Annotated in this window: 19 protein-coding genes; 8 read left to right on the plus strand and 11 right to left on the minus strand. The window is 72.9% G+C overall.

Annotation, left to right across the window (positions count from 1 at the left end):
• The first annotated feature begins 38 nt into the window (after positions 1 to 38).
• Positions 39 to 917 (plus strand): phosphatase PAP2 family protein, encoded by an 879-nt coding sequence (locus tag ACGF3A_RS41740; RefSeq protein WP_393736139.1) that lies wholly within the window; start codon positions 39 to 41, stop codon positions 915 to 917.
• 43 nt (positions 918 to 960) lie between these two features.
• Here the strand turns inward: ACGF3A_RS41740 and ACGF3A_RS41745 are convergent, their stop codons facing one another.
• Positions 961 to 1,176 carry an I78 family peptidase inhibitor gene (locus tag ACGF3A_RS41745; RefSeq protein ID WP_393736141.1) on the minus strand — a complete coding sequence of 72 codons (216 nt, stop codon included), beginning with the start codon at positions 1,174 to 1,176 and terminating at the stop codon, positions 961 to 963.
• 348 nt (positions 1,177 to 1,524) lie between these two features.
• On the opposite strand from ACGF3A_RS41745, the gene ctaD reads away from it, so the two are divergent.
• Positions 1,525 to 3,216, plus strand: a complete 1,692-nt coding sequence (ctaD, locus tag ACGF3A_RS41750; protein WP_393736143.1) for a cytochrome c oxidase subunit I — start codon at positions 1,525 to 1,527, stop codon at positions 3,214 to 3,216.
• Here the strand turns inward: ctaD and ACGF3A_RS41755 are convergent.
• The 5 genes from ACGF3A_RS41755 to ACGF3A_RS41775 all read right to left on the minus strand — a co-directional run bounded on the left by ACGF3A_RS41755 (position 3,167) and on the right by ACGF3A_RS41775 (position 8,533).
• A complete protein-coding gene (locus ACGF3A_RS41755; protein WP_393736145.1) occupies positions 3,167 to 4,141 on the minus strand; it encodes a helix-turn-helix transcriptional regulator in 975 nt (324 codons plus the stop codon). The two genes, ctaD and ACGF3A_RS41755, sit on opposite strands and share 50 nt — an antisense overlap.
• A gap of 47 nt (positions 4,142 to 4,188) precedes the next feature.
• Positions 4,189 to 5,142 carry a hypothetical protein gene (locus tag ACGF3A_RS41760; RefSeq protein WP_393736147.1) on the minus strand — a complete coding sequence of 318 codons (954 nt, stop codon included), beginning with the start codon at positions 5,140 to 5,142 and terminating at the stop codon, positions 4,189 to 4,191.
• Between the two features lie 89 nt (positions 5,143 to 5,231).
• Positions 5,232 to 6,488: a glycosyltransferase family 4 protein gene (locus ACGF3A_RS41765; protein WP_393736149.1), complete on the minus strand. Its 1,257-nt coding sequence runs from the start codon at positions 6,486 to 6,488 to the stop codon at positions 5,232 to 5,234.
• 193 nt (positions 6,489 to 6,681) lie between these two features.
• On the minus strand, positions 6,682 to 8,010 hold the full coding sequence (locus ACGF3A_RS41770; RefSeq protein WP_393736151.1) for an ABC transporter substrate-binding protein: 1,329 nt from the start codon (positions 8,008 to 8,010) through the stop codon (positions 6,682 to 6,684).
• Positions 7,985 to 8,533, minus strand: a complete 549-nt coding sequence (locus ACGF3A_RS41775; protein WP_393736153.1) for a hypothetical protein — start codon at positions 8,531 to 8,533, stop codon at positions 7,985 to 7,987. The genes ACGF3A_RS41770 and ACGF3A_RS41775 overlap by 26 nt, the downstream gene beginning before the upstream one ends.
• Positions 8,534 to 8,672: 139 nt before the next feature.
• Here ACGF3A_RS41775 and ACGF3A_RS41780 point away from each other — a divergent pair, with 139 nt between their 5' ends.
• The 3 genes from ACGF3A_RS41780 to ACGF3A_RS41790 are packed head-to-tail and all read left to right on the plus strand — an operon-like array spanning position 8,673 to position 12,423.
• Positions 8,673 to 9,119, plus strand: a complete 447-nt coding sequence (locus ACGF3A_RS41780) for a hypothetical protein (RefSeq protein WP_393736155.1) — start codon at positions 8,673 to 8,675, stop codon at positions 9,117 to 9,119.
• Positions 9,116 to 11,719 carry an ATP-binding cassette domain-containing protein gene (locus ACGF3A_RS41785; protein ID WP_393736157.1) on the plus strand — a complete coding sequence of 868 codons (2,604 nt, stop codon included), beginning with the start codon at positions 9,116 to 9,118 and terminating at the stop codon, positions 11,717 to 11,719. The genes ACGF3A_RS41780 and ACGF3A_RS41785 overlap by 4 nt, the downstream gene beginning before the upstream one ends.
• Complete coding sequence (locus ACGF3A_RS41790; protein ID WP_393736159.1) at positions 11,716 to 12,423, plus strand: ATP-binding cassette domain-containing protein; 708 nt, start codon at positions 11,716 to 11,718, stop codon at positions 12,421 to 12,423. The genes ACGF3A_RS41785 and ACGF3A_RS41790 overlap by 4 nt, the downstream gene beginning before the upstream one ends.
• A gap of 20 nt (positions 12,424 to 12,443) precedes the next feature.
• Here ACGF3A_RS41790 and ACGF3A_RS41795 read toward each other — a convergent pair whose 3' ends face one another.
• Positions 12,444 to 13,085, minus strand: a complete 642-nt coding sequence (locus tag ACGF3A_RS41795; protein WP_393736161.1) for a transglycosylase family protein — start codon at positions 13,083 to 13,085, stop codon at positions 12,444 to 12,446.
• A gap of 454 nt (positions 13,086 to 13,539) precedes the next feature.
• Here ACGF3A_RS41795 and ACGF3A_RS41800 point away from each other — a divergent pair, with 454 nt between their 5' ends.
• Entirely contained in the window at positions 13,540 to 14,391 is an 852-nt protein-coding gene (locus tag ACGF3A_RS41800; RefSeq protein WP_393736234.1) for a hypothetical protein, read from the plus strand.
• Positions 14,392 to 14,560: 169 nt separating this feature from the next.
• Complete coding sequence (locus ACGF3A_RS41805) at positions 14,561 to 14,860, plus strand: hypothetical protein (protein WP_393736163.1); 300 nt, start codon at positions 14,561 to 14,563, stop codon at positions 14,858 to 14,860.
• A 31-nt stretch (positions 14,861 to 14,891) separates the two neighbouring features.
• On the opposite strand, the gene der is transcribed toward ACGF3A_RS41805, so the two are convergent.
• From der to ACGF3A_RS41825, 4 genes are all read right to left on the minus strand, one after another.
• Positions 14,892 to 16,361, minus strand: coding sequence for a ribosome biogenesis GTPase Der (der, locus tag ACGF3A_RS41810; protein WP_393736165.1), 1,470 nt, complete (start codon positions 16,359 to 16,361; stop codon positions 14,892 to 14,894).
• The gene (locus tag ACGF3A_RS41815) at positions 16,358 to 16,978 is read right to left on the minus strand and encodes a lysophospholipid acyltransferase family protein (RefSeq protein WP_393736237.1); all 621 of its coding nucleotides are present in this window, start codon (positions 16,976 to 16,978) and stop codon (positions 16,358 to 16,360) included. The genes der and ACGF3A_RS41815 overlap by 4 nt, the downstream gene beginning before the upstream one ends.
• A 69-nt stretch (positions 16,979 to 17,047) precedes the next feature.
• Positions 17,048 to 17,773, minus strand: coding sequence for a (d)CMP kinase (cmk, locus tag ACGF3A_RS41820; protein ID WP_393736167.1), 726 nt, complete (start codon positions 17,771 to 17,773; stop codon positions 17,048 to 17,050).
• 366 nt (positions 17,774 to 18,139) lie between these two features.
• A complete protein-coding gene (locus ACGF3A_RS41825) occupies positions 18,140 to 19,228 on the minus strand; it encodes a prephenate dehydrogenase (protein ID WP_393736169.1) in 1,089 nt (362 codons plus the stop codon).
• Positions 19,229 to 19,299: 71 nt separating this feature from the next.
• Between ACGF3A_RS41825 and ACGF3A_RS41830 the strand changes: the two genes are divergently transcribed.
• A complete protein-coding gene (locus ACGF3A_RS41830) occupies positions 19,300 to 19,620 on the plus strand; it encodes a DUF952 domain-containing protein (protein WP_393736171.1) in 321 nt (106 codons plus the stop codon).
• The last annotated feature ends 11 nt before the right edge of the window (positions 19,621 to 19,631 follow it).

The raw sequence follows: 19,631 nt of genomic DNA on the forward strand, positions 1-19,631 counted from the left end.
TGGCAGGAGCGCTCTTCACGCGCGGTAATCTCGATTGAGTGCGTACCGACCGAATCTTCTCCCGGCTGGAGCAGGAGCCGCACAGGCCCTCTGCCCCGCCCCCGCGGATGAGCCGTGTCCGGCTGGGTCTGTTCAGCGCGACCTTCGTCTTCTACGTGGCGATCGTGGTCGCCGTGCTGGGCACGACCTGGCTGGTCCAGCTCGACTGGCAGGTCATGCTCTTCCGCCCGTACAAGCAGTGGCCGGAGTGGCACGGCGCGCTCGACGCGTTCGTGGTGATGGGGCAGCGCGCCCCGACGGCGGTCCTGGTCGCCTCCTGGCTGGGCTGGCGCTCCTGGCGGCAGCGGACGCTCCGTCCGCTGCTGGCGCTGGGCGTCTCGCTGCTGCTGCTGAACGTCACGGTCGGTGCCGTCAAGATCGTCACGGGCCGCCTCGGCCCGCACTACGCGACCTCGGTCGGCTCGGCCGAGCTGTACGCGGGCGGGGATATATTTCCCTCGGGCCACACCGCCAACGCCGTGGTGACCTGGGGCATCCTCGCCTACCTCGCCACGACCCCGCGCGCCCGCCGGGTGCTCTCCGTGGTCGCCGGTGTCCTCACCCTCGGCGTCGGGGCCACCACCGTCTATCTCGGTACGCACTGGGTGAGCGACGTGCTCCTGGGCTGGGCGGCGGGGCTGCTGATCCTGCTGGGGCTGCCGTGGTGCGAGCCCGCCATCGCCCGCGCCGAGGCCCTGATCTTCGCGCTCCGCGAGCGGTTCGCGGCCGTGGGGCCGCCGCTCGCGCCCTCGCCCGCCTCGCGGCCCGTCACCGCGCGCCAGCCCCGGCAGCCGCTGGTCAAGCCGCGCACGCTCCCCTCCCACCAGGAGTCCGCGAGCGAGAAGCGGGCCCCCGACCCGGTCGCGTCGCGCTACTGAGGGCGCGGGGGCCGGCGCAGGCGCAGGGGCCTCGCTGGCCGCTCTAGCCCTTCCAGCAGCGCACCACCTCGCCGTCCTTCACGGCGAGGTTCAGGCGTCCCACCAGGAACTCCATCGTGATGATCGCGTCCGGCTCAAGCTGCCGCACGGTGGTCCAGCCCCGCTCGTACGCGCGCCGTTCGGCGTCCTCGGCGGGCAGTCCCACGTAGCTCTCGGTGTCGTCGGAAGGGGACTGGGGGGTTGTGGATTCCGGTGCCATGACAGCAACCGTAGGCCCTGGGTCATACAGCCGGAAGTCCCGCCCGGACGGCAGCCGAGTCACGCTTCTGTCACAACGCCCGTCACTCGTACGTGCCTTCTCCTCACGCGTATTAACCCGGTGCCCGCAATGAGGATTCCGGGCGTTCATGGAATTCGCGGGCACAACGAGAATCCAGTCTTAAGCGGAGTCGAAATCCCGGCGAAGGGCGCCTTAACCCGCGGCAATTCGGCCACCGCCGCGCACCGGCGGAAGTTCTTCCGCACGCACCCTCGCGCCCGCCCGTCTCCTGCCCGCATCATGGCGTGAGCCCGGACGCACGGCACACACCGACGGCGAGGGGGCACGATGGCGACGCACACCGCCGAGGTCACGGCCGAGGGAGGCGGTGCGGCGCCGCGCCCCCGCCGCCCCGGACGGATCGTCGTGGACTGGCTGACCACCACGGACCACAAGAAGATCGGCCACCTCTATCTCATCACGTCGTTCGGCTTCTTCCTGATCGGCGGGGTGCTGGCGCTGGGAATGCGCGCCGAACTGGCACGCCCTGGGCTCCAGCTCATGACGAACGAACAGTTCAACCAGGCGTTCACGCTGCACGGCACGATCATGCTGCTGCTCTTCGCGACGCCGACGTTCGCGGGGTTCGCCAACGAGATCATGCCGTTGCAGATCGGTTCGCCCGATGTGGCGTTCCCGCGGCTGAACATGTTCTCGTACTGGCTCTTCCTCTTCGGCGGGCTGATCGTGGTCGGGAGCATGCTGACGCCCGCGGGGCCCGCCTCCTTCGGCTGGTTCGCCTACGCGCCGCTGAACTCCCTCACGCGCTCGCCCGGTGTCGGCGCCGACATGTGGATCATGGGCCTGGCGCTCGCGGGCTTCGGCACGATCCTGGGCGCGGTGAACTTCCTGACGACCATCATCGGGATGCGCGCGCCGGGCATGACGATGTTCCGGCTGCCGGTCTTCACCTGGAACACCCTCTTCACCTCGATCCTGATCCTGGTGGCGTTCCCGGTGCTGGCGGCGGCGCTGCTCTGCCTGGAGTCCGACCGGCGGTTCGGCTCGACGGTCTTCGCCGCGGAGAACGGGGGCGCGCTGCTGTGGCAGCACCTCTTCTGGTTCTTCGGGCATCCGGAGGTCTACATCATCGCGCTGCCGTTCTTCGGCATCGTCACGGAGATCATTCCGGTCTTCTCCCGGAAGCCGATCTTCGGCTATGTGATGCTCGTCGGCGCCACGATGGCGATCACCGGCCTCTCGCTCGTGGTCTGGGCGCACCACATGTTCGCGACGGGGGCGGTGCTGCTCCCGTTCTTCGCCTTCCTCTCGTTCCTGATCGCGGTGCCGACGGGGGTGAAGTTCTTCAACTGGATCGGCACGATGTGGCGGGGCTCGGTCTCGTTCGAGACGCCGATGCTCTGGTGCGTCGGCTTCCTGGTGAGCTTCCTGTTCGGCGGGCTGACCGGGGTGCTGCTGGCCTCGCCGCCGCTGGACTTCCACGTCACGGACTCGTACTTCGTGGTGGCGCACTTCCACTACGTGGTCTTCGGCACGGTCGTCTTCGCGACGTTCGCCGGGTTCTACTACTGGTGGCCGAAGTTCACGGGCAAGATGCTCGACGAGCGGCTCGGGAAGATCCACTTCTGGACGCTCTTCGTAGGCTTCCACCTCACGTTCCTGGTGCAGCACTGGCTCGGCGTGGAGGGGATGCCCCGGCGGTACGCGGACTATCTGGCCGCCGACGGCTTCACCGCGCTCAACACGCTCTCCTCCATCGGCGCCTTCCTGCTGGGCCTCTCCACGCTGCCGTTCCTCTACAACGTCTGGCGCACGCACAAGTACGGGGAGAGGGTCGAGCTGGACGACCCGTGGGGCTACGGCCGTTCGCTGGAGTGGGCGACGTCCAGCCCGCCGCCCCGGCACAACTTCGTGACCATGCCCCGCATCCGCTCCGAGTCCCCCGCCTTCGACCTGCACCACCCGGAGGTCACGGCGCTGGAGGCGGAGCAAGAACGCGGGACAGCCGGTCCCGCATAGTCCGCAGGTGGTCGTTCAGCGCGTCCGGCTCGCGCACCTCGAAGTCGACGCCGAGCATGAGGAGGTAGACGACCATGCCCTCCAGCGAGGGGGCGCCCGCGTGCAGCAGGCAGGTCTCGTCGTCGACGGCCTCCAGGATCCCGGAGGAGAGCGAGATGTGCTCCGCGGCCCGCTCCATCGGCGTGTGCAGCAGCACCGTGGCCCGCTCCGGGTAGGCGCGCAGCGAGACGCCCTCGGCGACCCACGCCGCCAGGTCCTCGGCGGGCGGCGTACGTGGCTCGAAGCGCGGGCCGTGCGGCGGGGTGAGCGTGATCCGGTCGGCGCGGTACGTGCGCCAGTCCTCGCGGTCCAGGTCCCAGCCGACCAGGTACCAGCGGCGGTGCGTGGTCACCAGCCGGTACGGCTCGACGTCGCGCCGCGAGGGCGTGCCGTCGTGCGTCCGGTAGCTGAAGCGCAGCCGCTCGTGGTCGCGGCAGGCGTGCGCGAGGTCGGTGAGCAGCCCGGCCTCGACGGCGGGCCCCCAGTGCTCACGCAGCATCGGCACCGTGAACTCGGTCAGCGCGCCGACCCGGCGGCGCAGCCGGTGCGGCAGCACCTGTTCGAGCTTGGCCAGGGCGCGCGCGGAGGACTCCTGGATGCCCTCGATGCCGCCGTCGGCCGAGCCGCGCAGCCCTACGGCGACCGCGACGGCCTCCTCGTCGTCCAGCAGCAGCGGCGGCAGTTCGGCACCCGCTCCCAGCTGGTAGCCGCCCGCCGTGCCGCTGGTGGAGTGCACGGGGTAGCCCAGCTCGCGCAGCCGGTCGACGTCCCGGCGCACCGTGCGCGGGCTGACGTCGAGCCGGTCGGCGAGATCGTTCCCGGACCACTCGCGGTGGGCTTGCAGCAGCGAGAGCAGGCGCAGCAGACGTGCCGAGGTCTCCAACATGCGGCAGAGTCTGGCACCCCTCGCGGACAGGTCACGTCCGCGATCCCTCAGTGCGGATGGTCGACGCGGACGGCGAGGTCGTTGTTGAGCGTGTAGTACGGGGTGGCCGTCGCGGTCTTCTCGTCGCCGAGCGCGATCCCCGGGTCGAGGGGCTGCGCGGGGTAGGTGAAGATCCGCTTCTTGTCGGGCACGTCGTCGAGGATCCGCGCGATCCGGACGCCCTCGGCGTCCTCGGCGGGCCGCAGCCACAGGTCCCACAGCGGATGCCCGGCCAGCTCGTGGTAGGGCAGCACGGCGGTGAACTCGGGCCCTTCCGCCGCCACTTCCGCCAGTACGGGCGCCGCCCCGCCGCCGCGCCGCGCACGGGCCTCCAGCCGGGCCGTCTCCGCGAGCTCGGCGCCGTACAGCCGCCCGCACAGCACCAGCCCGCCGTCCATCACGCGCAGCGCCCCGGCCTCGGCGTGCGGCCAGCGCAGCCAGGAACGGACGCTGAGGTTCCCGTGCTTGGTGGCGTACGGGATGCGCACGCCCAGCCAGGTGCGGTCGGCGCGCGGGGTGCGGTCGACGAGCGAGCGCAGGTCGTTGACGCCGGGCACCAGGCGGCGCGGCTCGCCGCCGTCCAGCACGAGGAAGGCGTTCCAGCGGCCCTCCGCGAGCTGCACGGTGCTCGGCAGCGCGGCGCGCAGCGTGCTCGCGTCCTCCCCGACGGGGGCGAGCGGCAGCCGCACGGTGTCGCTGACGCCGGACCTGCCCGGGCGGCTGCGCAGCAGCAGCGCGGCGTCGAGCGGCCCGTCGGCCGGGACGGAGGCGGCGGGCAGCCGTACGTCGAAGGTGAGGCCGCCCGCGATGTCGGCGGTGCAGTCGGCGCGCGGCCCGCGCTGCGCCTGCTTCTTGGGCGGCGCGGCGGACGGCGCGGCGTCGGGCCGCGGCTCGGCGTCCGGGGTCCCGGCGGCTCTGGCCGGGGTCTCGGTCCGCGGGGGCTCCACGGTGGGGAATTCCATGGCTGAGGGCTCCAGGACGGGGGGTGTGGGGGGCGGGGTCGCGCGGCCCTTCGCGGTCGCCGTCCTCGTGCTGCCGGTGCTGGTGGCGCTCACGCGCGTCCCCCCTGTAGTGCGGTGCGGTTGGCTCCGTTCAGCGCGTCCTTGACCGCGTAGGCGCCGCCGAGGAGCGTGCCGCGCGTGCGGTGCAGGCCACGGCTGCCGCGGGTCATGAGGTCCCGCATCAGCTCCTCGTAGCGCGCGCCCACGCGGGACGGGTCGAAGCGCTCGGAGTCGGCGAGCGCGGCCCGGCCCATGCGCTGGCGCAGCTCGTCGTCGTTGATGAGCCGGAGCAGCGCGTCGGCGACGGCGTCCTCGTCGCCCATGGGGACGAGCGTGCCGTCGACGCCGGAACGGATGATCTCGCCGGGGCCGTGCGGGCAGTCGGTGGCCACGACGGGCAGGCCGCAGCGCATGGCCTCCACGATGGTCATCCCGAAGGACTCCAGGCTGGAGGTGACGGCGCCGATGGACCCCTTGGCCCACTCGGGCTCCAGCGGGTGCGCGGGGCCCATCAGATAGACGTGGTTGTAGAGGCCGAGTTCGTCGATGAGGGTGCGCAGGCCGTCGCGCTCCCGGCCGCCGCCGTAGATCCTCAGCTTCCAGTCCGGGCGGTCGACGACGACCTTGGAGAACGCCCGTATCAACAGGTCGTAGCGCTTGGCCGGGGCCAGGCGGCCCGCCGCGACGACCCACTTGCTGGTGCCGTCGGAGGGGCCGATCCCGGGGGTCGGAACGCTGTTGGGCAGGGCCTCGACGCGGACGCCGGGGAGCCGGAGCTTGCTGCGGTAGTCGGCGGCGTCGGCCTCGGTGACGGTGGTCAGCGCGTCGAGCCGGGGATAGACGCCGCGCAGCACGAGCTTGAGGCGGCGGGAGTGGGTGGCGAGCGTGAGGTGCTCCTGGCCGAGGCGCACGGGGCCGCGCCGGGTCTGCCGCGCCACGTGCACGTTGAGCCCCGGCCGGGTGCCGATCACGACGTCCGCCTCGGTGGTGCGCAGATGCTCGCCGATCAGGCGGTCGGTGAGCGCGCTGTACATGGGGTACTTCCCGTCCTCGGGCGGGAAGACCTCGGCCGGGTGGGCGTGCTCGGCGCCCAGCCCGTCGCCCGCGCGCGCCGGTCTCCTGCGGGTGTCCACGAGCGACCGCAGCCGCACCCCGGGCCCCGGGTCGAAGACCGGGCGGTCGCGGTGCCGGAAGACCGAGACGACCTCCACGTCATGGTGCTCCGCCAGCGTGCGCGCCAGGTTGTAGGTGGTCCGGACGGTCCCCCCGATGGCGTACCCGTTGTGGAGCAAGAAAGAGATGTGCATTTTCCCCGAGTCCCACGGATCCTTGCGGACAGTCCCCCTCTGTCCGCCTGTCGCCTGCGTAGACCCTTTGGTCGCCGACAGGGTTGGATGTCTCAGCCATCTTGTTTCACAAGAGTTCGAAAGCGTACGCACATTGTGATCTCTTAAAGGGAACGTTTCCGATCACGTGACCGTTCCCGCTGATACCTCCGCCCTAGGGCCGGTAGCCGAGCTGGGGCACCGTGAAGCAGTTGCGGTCCATGTCACCGCCCTGGCCGACCCAGCCGTCCCCGTCCCGCCAGCGCGCCACGGAGAGACAGGTACGCCGCTCTTCGGGCGGTTTCGACCGCTTCTGGAAGGATACGGGCAGCAACAGACCGCGCGCGGTGTAGGGCTTGTCCCGCTCCATGTACCGCTCGACGCACGCGCGCGTGAGCCGGTCCCCGCAGGAACGCGCCGCGTCGCTGAACCACATCGCCGCCGCCCAGCCCTCCAGCTGCCACTGCGAGAGCTGCTTCTTCCCCGCCTCCGTGCGCTTCATCGCGGCGCGGAAGGCGCGGACCTGGGGATGAGAGGTGTCCTCGTAGTTGCGGCTGCTGCCCGTCGCCCAGAGCTCGTTGCGGCAACGGGGCGAGTTCTTGTACTCGTCCGGGACCGCCGACGACCAGTTCTGCACGTTCGTGACCTTCGCCGTGAGCTTCACCTTCGCCTCGTCGATCGCCTCGCAGAGCTGCGCGTTGCCGTGCGTGTCCATCGCGTCGAAGACGAGATCGACTTTCTGCGCCCGCAGATCGGCCGCGACCGCGCGGAAGTTCGGCAGCGCGAAGTCGACCTGCTCGGTCACGACCTCGTACCCCTCCTTCTTCAGGCCCCGGCTCACCAGCCGCGCGTACGCCGCCGACGCCGACTGGTTGTAGGAGACGACGGCCGCCCGGCGGGCGCCCTGCTCGCGCTTGAAGTAGCGGTAGACCTCGGTGCCGCCGTACAGCTCGCCGCCCCAGCCCGGATCGCCGCCGTCGCGCGGGGCGAGGCTGCCGTAGATCCCGTAGAGATGCGGATACGTGTCGTACGCGGGCCCGACCGGCTGGCCGCCGATGTCCGGCACGCCCGCCTTGGCGACCTGCGGAGCGCCCGCGTAGTCCAGCGAGGCCCCGGCGACGAGCGCGAAGACCTTCTCCTTCTGGACCAGCCGCTGCACGCACTCGTTGCTGCCGACGCCGCTCCCGCCGTCGTCGCAGGTGACGACCTCGACCTTACGGCCCCCGAGCCCGCCCTTCGCGTTGAGCGCGTCGAAGTAGGCGCGGGCCCCGTCGCGCGGGCCGGTGAAGGCCGATCCGCCCACCGGGCTGGTCGCGCTGGTGATGATGCCGACCTTGACCGGCTCGGTCGTACGCGGGCCGGGTCCTGGGCCGCGTCCGTCGCGCCGCTCGAAGTCGCTCTCGGGCAGCCTGCTGCCGCACCCCGCGGCGAGCAGCACCCCCACCAGAATCGCGAGCGCGAGAACGGCCCGCCCTCGCTCAGCAGCCCGGAGCCTTGGGGACATCGGTCCCGCTCATCTTCACCAGCGCGCACAGCGTCTTGACGGACACCTTCCAGGTGTCGTCCTGCTGGACGGCCGCGCCCTTGGCGTTGGGCAGCGCGGTCGCCTTCTTGAGCAGCAGCGTGTAGTCCACGTCGGCGTCGGAGGCCGAGGTGAAGGTCACCTTCGTCACCTCGGCCCGCACCTGCTTGCCGCGCTCGTCGTTGTTGAACGCCTCCAGGAGCAGCTTCATCTGCTCGCCGTTCTCCAGGTACTCGGCCTTCTCGTCGTTGGAGACCTTGGGGTCGAAGAACTTCTCCCAGTTCTCCTTGACCTGCTTCTCGGCCTTCGCCGGGTCCTTCGGCGCCTGCGCTCCCGTGCCCTCGCCGGTGCCGTCCTCGTCGCCGCCCTCGCTGGAGGCGCTGCTGGACGCGGGCGGCGGTTTCGGCTCCGCCGCCCGGTCCTCGCTGTCGTCCCCGCACCCCGTCACCCCAGCCCCCAGGACCAGGACCGCCGCCAGAACGGCGGCGCTTCCCCCTCGACCCATCTGCCTCACCACCACGTGGAGTTGGTCGTCCAGAAGTTGGTCTACTCGGTCCGCCGCGGCCCCCCGCGGCCTTCTGCCGTCGGCTTCCTCACGGCATAGTGCCTTCCATCGTGTGCCAAGGACAGGCACAGGGGGTGGAATGCGGACGCTGATCTCACGCTGGGGCGGCTGGGGTTCCCTCGCCGCCGGGGCGGTGCTCTGCGCGATCGGCTGGTACGGCGTCTCGGGCGAGCGCTTCGCCGAGCGGCAGATCCCGTACCTGGCCTCGTGCACGATCCCCGGGGCCGCGCTGATCGTCGCGGGCGCGGTGCTGCTCGCGGCGTACGGCGCCGAGCCGCCGTTACGGCCGGGCCCGCCGCCCCCCGCCACGCTGGCCGAAACCGCCCCCACACCGGAGGGTGGCACGGACCACCGTACGGGCGGTCCCCCGCTCGCCGTCCCCGGCGGCACCCTCGCGCACGACCCCGGCTGCCCCCTGGTCGACGGCAAACCGGAGGCCGTACCCCTGGACGAGGCGGCCCTGCGCGAACGCGCTCTGAGCCCCTGCCCGATCTGCGAACCGGATCTGGCGGAGCGGCGGAGTTGAACTCCCTCACCTACGACCTCACGCTGGCCGGGCTCGCCGTCGGCAGCGCGGCCGCGCTCACCGGCATCGGCCTGATCGTCACCTTCCGTGCGACGGGCGTCCTCAACCTCGCGCACGGCGCCCTCGCGATGGTCTGCGCGTATCTGCTGCGCCAGCTCGCCGTCGACTGGGGCTGGCCGCTCTGGCTCGCCGCCGCCGTCACCCTCCTCCTCTTCGCGCCCGCGCTCGGACTCCTCCTCGACCGCGCCGTCTTCCGCCCGCTGGAGGGCAGCACGGTGCCCGCGCTGGTCGCCTCGCTCGGCGTCTTCGTGCTCCTGATCGGCCTCGCCACCCTCCTCTGGGGCACGGGCGCCCGCGCCGACGCGCCCGAACTGCTGCCCGAGGACCCGTGGATCCAGCTCGCCACCGCCGTCCTCCTCGCCCTCGCCGTCGCCGCCGTCACCCGCTGGACCCGGCTCGGCCGCGAGCTGCGCGCCGTCGTCGACAACCGCGACCTGGCCGGCCTCTCCGGGATCGACGCCGGACGGGTCTCCGCCGCGGGCTGGGCCTTCGGCACGGTGACGGCCGGGCTCACGGGCGTACTCCTCGCGCCCCAGCTGCGCCTGGACCCCTACGGGCTGCCGCTGCTCGTCATGGAGGTGATGGCGGTCGCCGTCGCGGCGCGGATGCGGAGCCTGCCCCTCGCGGTCGGCGCGGCGCTCGCCGTCGCCGTCGCGCAGAGCCAGCTCACCCGCCTCCATCCCGAGGGCTCCGCCCAGCCGTTGGTGCAGGCGGTCGGCTCGAACCTGTTCGCCGTCGCGCTGCTCGTCGCGGCGCTCGCCCTGCCCGCCGTACGGGCCTCCGGCGAGGGCCCGGTCCTCCCTCCGGCACCTGTGCGGGGTGCCCCCGCTGTGCCGATACCCCTGGTCGCGGGCATCCTCTTCCTGCTCCCCCTCGGCTTCGCGGGCAGCGACCTGCACACCTCGGTCCAGGTGCCCGCGCTCGCCGTCATCCTCCTCTCGCTCGTCGTCGTCACCGGGCGCGGCGGCCAGATCTCCCTCGGCCAGGCCGCGTACGCCGGGCTCGGCGCGCTGCTCACCGCACAGCTCTCGCCGCACATGCCGAACCTGCTGGCGCTCCTCTGCGCCGTCCTCGTGATCGCGCCGCTGGGCCTGCTCACCGGCTGGCCCGCGATCCGACGGCGCGGCCTCGCCCTCGCGCTGACGACGCTCGCGATCTCCCTGCTGGTCAGCCGCTTCGTCCTCGAACAGCCCTACGCGCTGGAGGGACTCGTCCCCGACCGCCCCGCGGCCTTCTCCGGTGACCGCGCCTACTACGCCCTCGAACTCGTCCTCCTCGTCCTCGCCGCCCTGACCGTACGGACGCTGCGGCGCGGCCGGTACGGGCGCGCGCTCGCCGCCATCCGCGACCACGAGCAGGGCGCGGCGGCGGCCGGCGTCCCGGTGCCGGCCCTCAAGCTGACGGCCTTCGTGACGGGTGCGGCGCTTGCCGCCCTGGGGGGCGGGATGCTGACGATGGGCGTCCGCGCGTTCGATCCAGGGGCCTTCGATCCCGTACGGGGCCTGCTCTGGTTCGCCGCGATCGTCGTCCTCGGCTCCGACAGTGTCATCGCGGCGATGGTGGGCGCGGCGCTTCTCGTCGGGCTCGACGCGGGGACCCAGGGCGGCTGGGCCGCCGCCGTCATCGGCGTCCTGGCCGTTCTGACGGGACGCCTCCCCTCCCTACGAGAGGGTTTGCTCCCGGCGCTGGGTCTCCGGGGACCTGCTCCGGGAAGAGACAGCCCCCTCACGCGCGTCGCGGACCGCGGGCACACCGTGGCTCGTCGCGCAGTTCCCCGCGCCCCTGACGGGCAAGCCCCGACGCCCCGTGAGGGGGCACCCCCGCCTCTCCCTGCTGTGCTTGGGAGGTCTGCGCTGAGGCGCAGGGCTGGCAAGCGCAGCCCCCATGCCGGGTACGAGAGCCGCTCCGGGGACGTCCTCCACGTACGGGGCTTAGCCGCAGGCTACGGGCGGCACACGGTGCTGCGTGACGTGTCGCTCGACGTGCCGAGAGCACACGTCACCGCGCTCGTGGGGCCGAACGGGGCAGGGAAGAGCACGCTCTTCCACTGCCTCGCGGGCACCCTGCGCCCCCGCGCGGGCAGCGTGCTGCTCGGGGAGCGGGACATCACGCGCCTGCCCGCGCACGCCCGCACGCGCCTCGGCATCGCCCGTACGTTCCAGCAGCTGGCCGTCTTCCCCTCCCTCACCGTCGCCGAGAACGTCCGCGTGGGCGCCGAGCAAGCGGAGCGGACAGCCTCCGGCGCGACCGGCCGCGCGCTCCGGCTCTTCGCGCTCGAAGCCCTCGCCGACGCGCCCGCCGCCGGGCTCCCCACGGCCACGCTGCGCCGTCTCGAACTCGCCCGCGCGCTCGCGACGGAGCCGCACACGCTGCTGCTGGACGAGCCGACGGCGGGCCTGGACCCGGCGGAGACGGCGGCGCTCATCCGGGTGCTGCGGGCGCTCGCCGCCGACGGGATGGCGCTGCTCGTCATCGAGCACGACCGCGAGCTCGTCGCCGAACTCGCCGACACCGTCCACGTCCTGGAGCCGTCGTCATGACCGTCGAGCTGGCGCTGGAGCGGGCCCGGGTGCGGTACGGCCCCGTGGAGGCCCTGCACGGGATCGCGCTCGCGGTCCCGGCGGCCCGCGTCACCGTGCTGCTGGGCCGCAACGGCTCGGGGCGTACGAGCGCGCTGCGCGCCCTCGCCGGGACCGTGCCCCTCTTCTCCGGCCGGGTGGTGTGGGGTGGCGCGGACGTGACCCGTACCGCCGCGCACGTACGGGCCCGGCGCGGGATGGCGTTCGTGCCGGACAGCCGCGCGGTGTTCGGCTCGCTGACGGTGGCGGAGAACCTGGAGCTGGCGGCCCCGCGCGCCCGACTGCCCGGCACGCTGCCGTACGAGGCGCTGGCCCGGCTCCTGCCCCGTACCGCCGCGACGCTCTCCGGCGGCGAGCAGCGGATGCTGGCGGTGGCGCGGGCGCTGCTCTCCCCCGCGCGGGTCCTGCTGCTCGACGAGCCCACGCAGGGCATGTCCCCGGCGACGGCGGCCAGGACGTACGCGCTGCTGCGGGAGGCCGTGCGGGACGGGCGGCGTACCGTCCTGGTCGCCGAGCAGCGGCTCACGGCGCCGCTGCGCGAGGCGGCGACGGTGGTCTACGGACTGCGGCGCGGCACCGTCGCCTTCGCCGGGGAGCCCCAGGAGACGCCCCAGGAGACGGCGGACCCCGCCGGGCCCGGGGGCCCGGCGGGGCGTTCAGCGTGACGCCGAGGGTCGGAGCCGCGTCACACGTGCAGCCGCTGCCCGGGCAGGATGAAGTTCGGGTTGCCCCCGATCACACCCCTGTTGGCGCTGTAGACGGCGCTCCAGCTCGTACCGTGCGCGGCCGCGATGGAGCCCAGGGTGTCTCCGGCCTTCACGGTGTAGTTGCCCGAGCCGCCGCGTACGGCGCCCCTGTTGGTGTGGGCGGCTGAGCGCTCCCGCACCGTGGGCTGGTTCTGTGGCTGGGTCTGCGGCTTGGCGGCCTTCTTGGGCTGCGCCTGCGGCGCGGGTGCCGCCTGGGGCGCCGAGGGCGCCCGCCCCGAGGCACCGGCCTTGGCCGAGCAGGTCGGCCACGCGCCCCAGCCCTGGGCCGCCTGGACCTTGCTGGCGACGGCGATCTGCGCGGACTTGCTGGCCCCTGCGGCGGTCGGCGCGTATGCCGTGCCGCCGTACGCCCGCCAGGTGCTGGCGGAGAACTGGAGTCCGCCGGAGTAGCCGTTGCCTGTGTTCGTGCTCCAGTTCCCACCGCTCTCGCACTGGGCGATGCGGTCCCACACTCCGTCGTTCGGCGCCGCCGTGGCCGTGGTGGCCGAGGCGGCGAGCAGCGCGAGCGGGGCGGCGATTCCGGCACCCGCGAGCAACGCGGCGTTACGACGTATGGACAAAGGAATCCCTCTCCACGTACCCGGGAGCCCCCGTACCTCCCCCGACGCGGAAGAGCGCTGTGCGCATCGGGCGCCCGCACTCCGCTCCGCTGTCCCGGGTGGTGCGCGTTGCACCGCCGTGGAATGTATGGACGCCCTCGCCCCGCTATCAACCATCTCCTTGTCTTTCCAGGCCAGTTGCCGGTTACCCGCTATAACGGCGGTTTCCGGACACCCACCAAAGGGCGCTATATGCGGAAGTAGCGCCCAGCACTTCCGTAGATCTGTGACCCAGCTCACTCTTCGAACTTGCGTGCCCCTCGCAGGAGTTGACGGGGAGTGACGGATTCCGCCGCGCCGGTCACGGCCGGTATCGAACAGACCGATTTCGCTGTGCGAGTCGCGTGACCACGGCCACAGATCGCCCGTTGTCCACACGAACAGGAACCGAAAGCCAGGAGCCTCCGTGTCCCCCATGCTCGATGTCAGCGACGCAGTACGCGCCGAGATCGGCGAAGCCGAAGCCGAGCGGCTGCTCGCCGGAGAGAACGCCCCGGGCAGCTACGACTGCACCTCTTGCCGCGCCCCGGGCGACACCCATCAGGAGCGCACCAGCACCGTGCTCTTCGTGGGCGAGGAGACGGCCGTGCTGGCCTTCGCCCATGCCGCCTGCATCCCCTCCCAGGTGGTGAGCCTCTCCGAGGAGCAGCTCAAGGGCGCCGTCCGCAACCTCGCGCCCGACGCGCCGGCGCCGACACCTCCGCAGCAGCAGTCGGCACCGTCCGCCCCCCAGCCGGCCCGCCCCCCGGCCCAGGCCACCTCCCCCGAGTCCCTCCCCAGGACCGACCGGCGCCAGGCCGTCCTGGGCGTCACCTGCGGCCAGGTGCTCATCGGCGAGACCCTGCACCCGGCCATCGTCGTCGAGCCCACGGGACCCATCTCCCGGCCCGGCTCGGACGGCCCCGGGGACGACTTCCTGCCGCTCCTCATCGAGCAGGGCTTCCTGCCGGTGACGGACGTGGCGCAGGCGCCCGCGCACGTCCCCGGCTGGTCCGTGCTGCTCGCGATGGGCCAGCTGCACGCGATCCTCATGCCCCCGGCCGGGCCCGGGTCGCAGCCCGTCGCCTGGTGGCAGGCGCACCAGCCGCTCGCCGTCACCGACGGCTGGCGCAGCGCGGCGACCAAGGGGCACAAGATCCTGGTGTACGCGGCCCCCGCGGGCTCCATCGGCCAGCAGCCCCGCGAGGACCTGCTCCGCGACGCGCTGGAGAAGGCCGCCGCCGGAGGAGTCCTGGTCGCCGCCGCCATGCCGCTCGCCGGAACGTAACGCCACATCCGGAAGAACGCGGCGGCAATACGGACAGAACCTGGTCGATCAGGTCATTTGCCGCCCGGCCCCGCATCCGCCGGGCGGCACGTTCGTTGGCACAGGCGTGCAGCCTTACGAACCGCCCCGAGCCCATGACCCGCACCTCAACCAGGGACAGATTCCCGGAATGCGCCCGCCGAACGGCATGTCGCCGGAGAGCTCCTCCACTCCGATCTACGACTCGCTGTACGCGGAGTACCGCAGGCTCTTCCGGGCCCTGCCGGGTGACCGGTCGGACGAGGAGGAGCTGCGGTTCGAGGGCTTCGGCACGCGCTACGGGACCGGCACCGGCTCCTGGCGCGTGACCGAGCCCGGCACCGGCTCCTGGTCCTCCCTCGCCTGGCAGGGCGACGGGCACGGCACGGGGCACTTCTCCACCGCGCTGCCACTGCCCCCGGCCCCCCGCGACGGGCACGCGTACGGGTGACCGCCGCGGGGGCCGGGGGCAGCGGGGCGCGCTACTTCTTCTTGCCGCGCTTCTCCCGCACCCGGACCGAGATCTGGATCGGGGTCCCCTCGAAGCCGAACTCCTCGCGCAGCCTCCGCTCGACGAAGCGGCGGTAGCCCGCCTCCAGGAAGCCGGAGGCGAAGAGCACGAAGCGCGGCGGCTTCGTACCCGCCTGGGTGCCGAAGAGGATGCGGGGCTGCTTGCCGCCGCGCACCGGGTGGGGGTGCGAGGCGACGATCTCGCCGAGGAACGCGTTCAGCTTCCCCGTCGGCACCCGCGTCCCCCAGCCCTCCAGGGCCGTCTCGATCGCCGGGACCAGCTTCTCCATGTGGCGCCCGGTCCGCGCCGAGACGTTGACCCGGGGGGCCCAGCGGACCTGGACGAGGTCCCGCTCGATCTCCCGCTCCAGGTAGAAGCGGCGCTCCTCATCGAGGGTGTCCCACTTGTTGTAGGCCAGGACGAGCGCCCGTCCGGCGTCCACGGCCATCGTGATGATGCGCAGGTCCTGGACGCTGATGGACTCGCTGACGTCGACCAGGACGACCGCGACCTCGGCCTTCTCCAGCGCGGCGGCCGTACGCAGCGAGGCGTAGTAGTCGGCGCCCTCCTGGAGGTGGACGCGGCGCCTGATGCCCGCGGTGTCCACGAACTTCCAGGTCTTGCCGCCCAGTTCGATCAGCTCGTCCACCGGGTCGCGGGTGGTGCCCGCCTGCTCGTTGACGACGACGCGGTCCTCGCCCGCCACCTTGTTCAGCAGGGAGGACTTGCCGACGTTCGGACGGCCGATGAGCGCCACGCGGCGGGGGCCGCCCGGCGCCGAGCCGAAGGTCTGCTCCGGCGCCTCCGGCAGGGCCTTGAGGACCTCGTCGAGCATGTCGCCCGTACCGCGCCCGTGCAGCGCCGAGACGGGGTGCGGCTCGCCCAGGCCGAGGGCCCACAGGTAGGAGGCGTCGGCCTCGCCGGAGGGGCCGTCCACCTTGTTGGCGCAGAGCACCACGGGCTTGCCCGAGCGGCGCAGCAGCTTGACGACGGCCTCGTCCGTGTCGGTCGGGCCGACGGAGGCGTCCACGACGAAGACGACCGCGTCGGCGGCCTCGATCGCGAACTCGGCCTGCGCGGCCACGGACGCGTCGATGCCGAGCACGTCCTGCTCCCAGCCGCCGGTGTCGACGACCTTGAAGCGGCGGCCCGCCCACTCGGCCTCGTAGGTGACCCGGTCGCGGGTGACGCCCGGCTTGTCCTCGACGACGGCCTCGCGGCGGCCGATGATCCGGTTCACCAGCGTCGACTTGCCGACATTGGGGCGGCCGACGACCGCGAGGACGGGGAGCGGCCCGTGCCCGGCCTCGCCGAGCGCGCCCTCCACCTCCTCCAGGTCGAAGCCCTCCTCGGCGGCGAGCTCCATGAACTCCGCGAACTCGGCGTCACCGAGCTCGCCGTGCCCGTGCCCCTCGTCGCCGGAATGGTTCTGGTCCGTCATGGTGTCTCGTCCTCGTCGTTCTGTGTGCGCGTGCGGCCGGTGAGCCGCCTGGCGTCCGCCAGGTGCCCGCTCAGCCGCCGCTGAAGCTGTACGGTCGCCTCGTCCAGCGCCCGTTTCGTACGGCGTCCGCTCCCGTCGCCGACCGCGAACGGATCGCCGAAGACCACGTCGACCCGGCCGCGCAGCGGGGGCAGCGCCCGTATCAGCCGCCCGCCGCTGTCCGTGCTGCCCAGCACGGCGACGGGCACGACGGGCGCGCCCGACCGCAGCGCGAAGTACGCCAGCCCCGAGCGCAGCGCCGCGAAGTCGCCCTCGCCGCGCGTGCCCTCGGGGAAGATGCCGAGGACGCCGCCGCGCTTCAGGACGCCCAGCGCGTTCCCGATCGCGGCGCGGTCGGCGGTGGTGCGGTCGACCTTGAGCTGCCCGATGCCGCGCAGGAACGGGTCGAGCGGGCCGACGAACGCCTCCTGCTTGATCAGGAAGTGCACGGGCCGGGGCGCGGTGCCCATCAGCATCGGCCCGTCGATGAGATGCGAGTGATTGACCGCGAGGATCGCGGGGCCGCTGGGCGGCATCCGCCAGGCGCCGAGCACGCGGGGCTTCCAGAGCCCGTACATGAGCCCGATGCCGATCCGCCGCCCGACCGCGGCCCCCCGCGCCGGGGGGAAGGAGTCGGTGTCGGCCACCTAGACCTGCCCCGCCTTCTCCAGGCGCTCGGCCTTCCGCGCCGCCGCCTGCTCGACGAGGGTCACCACGCACTCGATGACCTGTTCGAGGGTGAGCTCGGTGGTGTCCACCTCGACGGCGTCGTCCGCCTTCTTCAGCGGCGAGGCCTTACGGCTGGAGTCGGCCTTGTCGCGCTGCGCCAGGGCCTGCTGGGTGGCGGCCAGGTCGGTGGCCTCCTTGCCCTTCAGCTCCCCGCTGCGGCGCGCGGCACGGGCCTCGGCCGAGGCGGTGAGGAAGACCTTGAGGTCGGCGTCGGGCAGCACGGTCGTACCGATGTCGCGGCCCTCGACCACGATGCCGCCCTCGGCACCCGCGGCGATGGTGCGCTGCAGCTCGGTGATGCGGGCCCGCACCTCGGGCACGGCGCTGACCGCGCTGACCGCCGAGGTGACCTCCTGGGTACGGATGGGGCCCGAGGCGTCGGCGCCGTCGGCGGAGATCGCCGGGGCCTCCGGGTCGGTGCCGGAGACGATGGAGGGCTTGCCCGAGGCGGCGGCGATCTCGGACGCGTCGGCGAGGTCGATGCCGTTGGTGAGCATCCACCAGGTGATCGCGCGGTACTGCGCGCCCGTGTCGAGGTAGCTCAGCCCGAGCTGGGCGGCGACGGCCTTGGACGTGCTGGACTTGCCCGTGCCGGAGGGGCCGTCGATGGCGACGATCACTGAAGACGCCAGGGTTGCAGACACGGTGAGAGACCTTTCGCGATACGCACGGGCCAGAGGGGAGGGCCGGAATGGCCCCGCCCAAGGCTACCGGCTACCGCGACCGGACCTGCCCGGGCCTGTGCGTCGGCGGCCTGCGGCCTTCACTGTGATTGCTCGCGCAGTTCCCCGCGCCCCTTCGGGGCGCCTTCCGCAGCGCGCCCTGAAGAGCGCCCCGAAGCGCGCCCCGAAGGGGCGCTTCAGGGGCGCGGGGAACTGCGCGAGCAACCACGGCGAAGCCGCAGACCGCGTGGCACGGGCCTGGGCAGCCCCTGCCCGGCAGCCGGCGAAGCCCGCAGACCGCAAATCACGGCCGGGGCAGCCCCTGCCCAACGGCCGGGCCCAGCCAAGCTACGGCTGGCGGATCGACCAGCCCCGGTCCCGCAGCGAAGCCTGCAGCGGGCGTACCGCACGGGGCTCGACCATGAGCTGCACGTAACCGGCCTGCTGGCCCGTCGCATGCTCGATGCGCACGTCCTCGATGTTGACCCCGGCGGCACCGGCGTCCGCGAAGATCCGGGCGAGCTCGTTCGGACGGTCGCTGATGAGGACCACGACCTCCTCGTACACGGTCGGCGCCTGACCGTGCTTGCCGGGGACGCGGGCCCGCCCCGCGTTGCCCCGCCGCAGCACGTTCTCGACGCCCCGGGAGCCGCCGCCGCGCTTCTCCTCGTCGGCGGACTCCAGCGCGCGCAGCGCCCGTACCGTCTCGTCCAGGTCGGCGGAGACCTCCGCGAGGATGTCGGCGACGGGGCCCGGGTTCGCGGAGAGGATGTCCACCCACATCGCCGGGTCGGAGCCCGCGACGCGGGTCACGTCGCGGATGCCCTGACCGCACAGGCGTACGGCCGTCTCCGCGGCGGACTCCAGGCGGGCCGCGACGAGGCTGGAGAGGAGCTGCGGGGTGTGCGAGACGAGGGCCACGGCCTTGTCGTGCGCGTCCGCGTCCATCACCACGGGGACGGCGCCGCAGAGCGCGATCAGCTCCAGCGCGAGGTTCAGCACCTCCGTGTCGGTGTCCGGGGTGGGCGTGAGCACCCACGGCCTGCCCTCGAAGAGGTCGGCGGTGGCGGCGAGCGGCCCGGACTGCTCGCGGCCCGACATGGGGTGGCTGCCCAGGTACGTGGTGAGGTCGCCGCCCTTCTCGCCGACCTCCCGGCGCGGGCCGCCCTTGACGCTGCCCACGTCGATCACGCCGCGCGCGAGCCCGCGCCGCTGGACCTCGGCGACGGTCTCGGCGATGTGCGCGGGCGGCACGGCGACGATCGCGAGATCGACGGGCCCCTCGGGCTCCTCCTCCGTGCCCGCGCCCAGCGACGAGGCCGTGCGGACGCGCTCCTGGTCGCGGTCGCTCAGGTGCACGCGCACGCCGCGCGCGGTGAGTGCGAGCGCCGCCGAGGTGCCGATGAGACCCGTGCCGAGCACGAGGGAGGTTCGCATGCCGTACAGCCTAATTCGGCCTCCGCGCGGCTGTCCGCGCCGCCCGGGGGGCGAGACGGTACAAGGGAGGCATGATCTTCCATGTGGTCCCGCTCGACGACTGGCTCCTCGCCCCGGACCGCCCCTACGCACCCCGGGTCCTCGTCAACGGCGGCTTCATCCCGTGCACGGCCGACGAGCACGAGGCGCTGACCGTGGCCGACGCGCGCTTCCGTGACGCCGTCGGCCCGCTCATGGTGCTGATGATCGACGAGCGCAAGCTGGACGCCCGCGTGCGCTGGGAGCCCGCTCCGCAGATCTACGGCCGGATCAACCGCTCGGCCGTCGCCGGGATGATGGAGATCGAGCGCGACCATGAAGGCCGCGCCCTCTCCCTCGCCGTCTGGTCGTGAGGCTGCCGTAG

This window comes from Streptomyces sp. NPDC048172 (assembly GCF_043202595.1).
GTDB lineage: Bacteria > Actinomycetota > Actinomycetes > Streptomycetales > Streptomycetaceae > Streptomyces.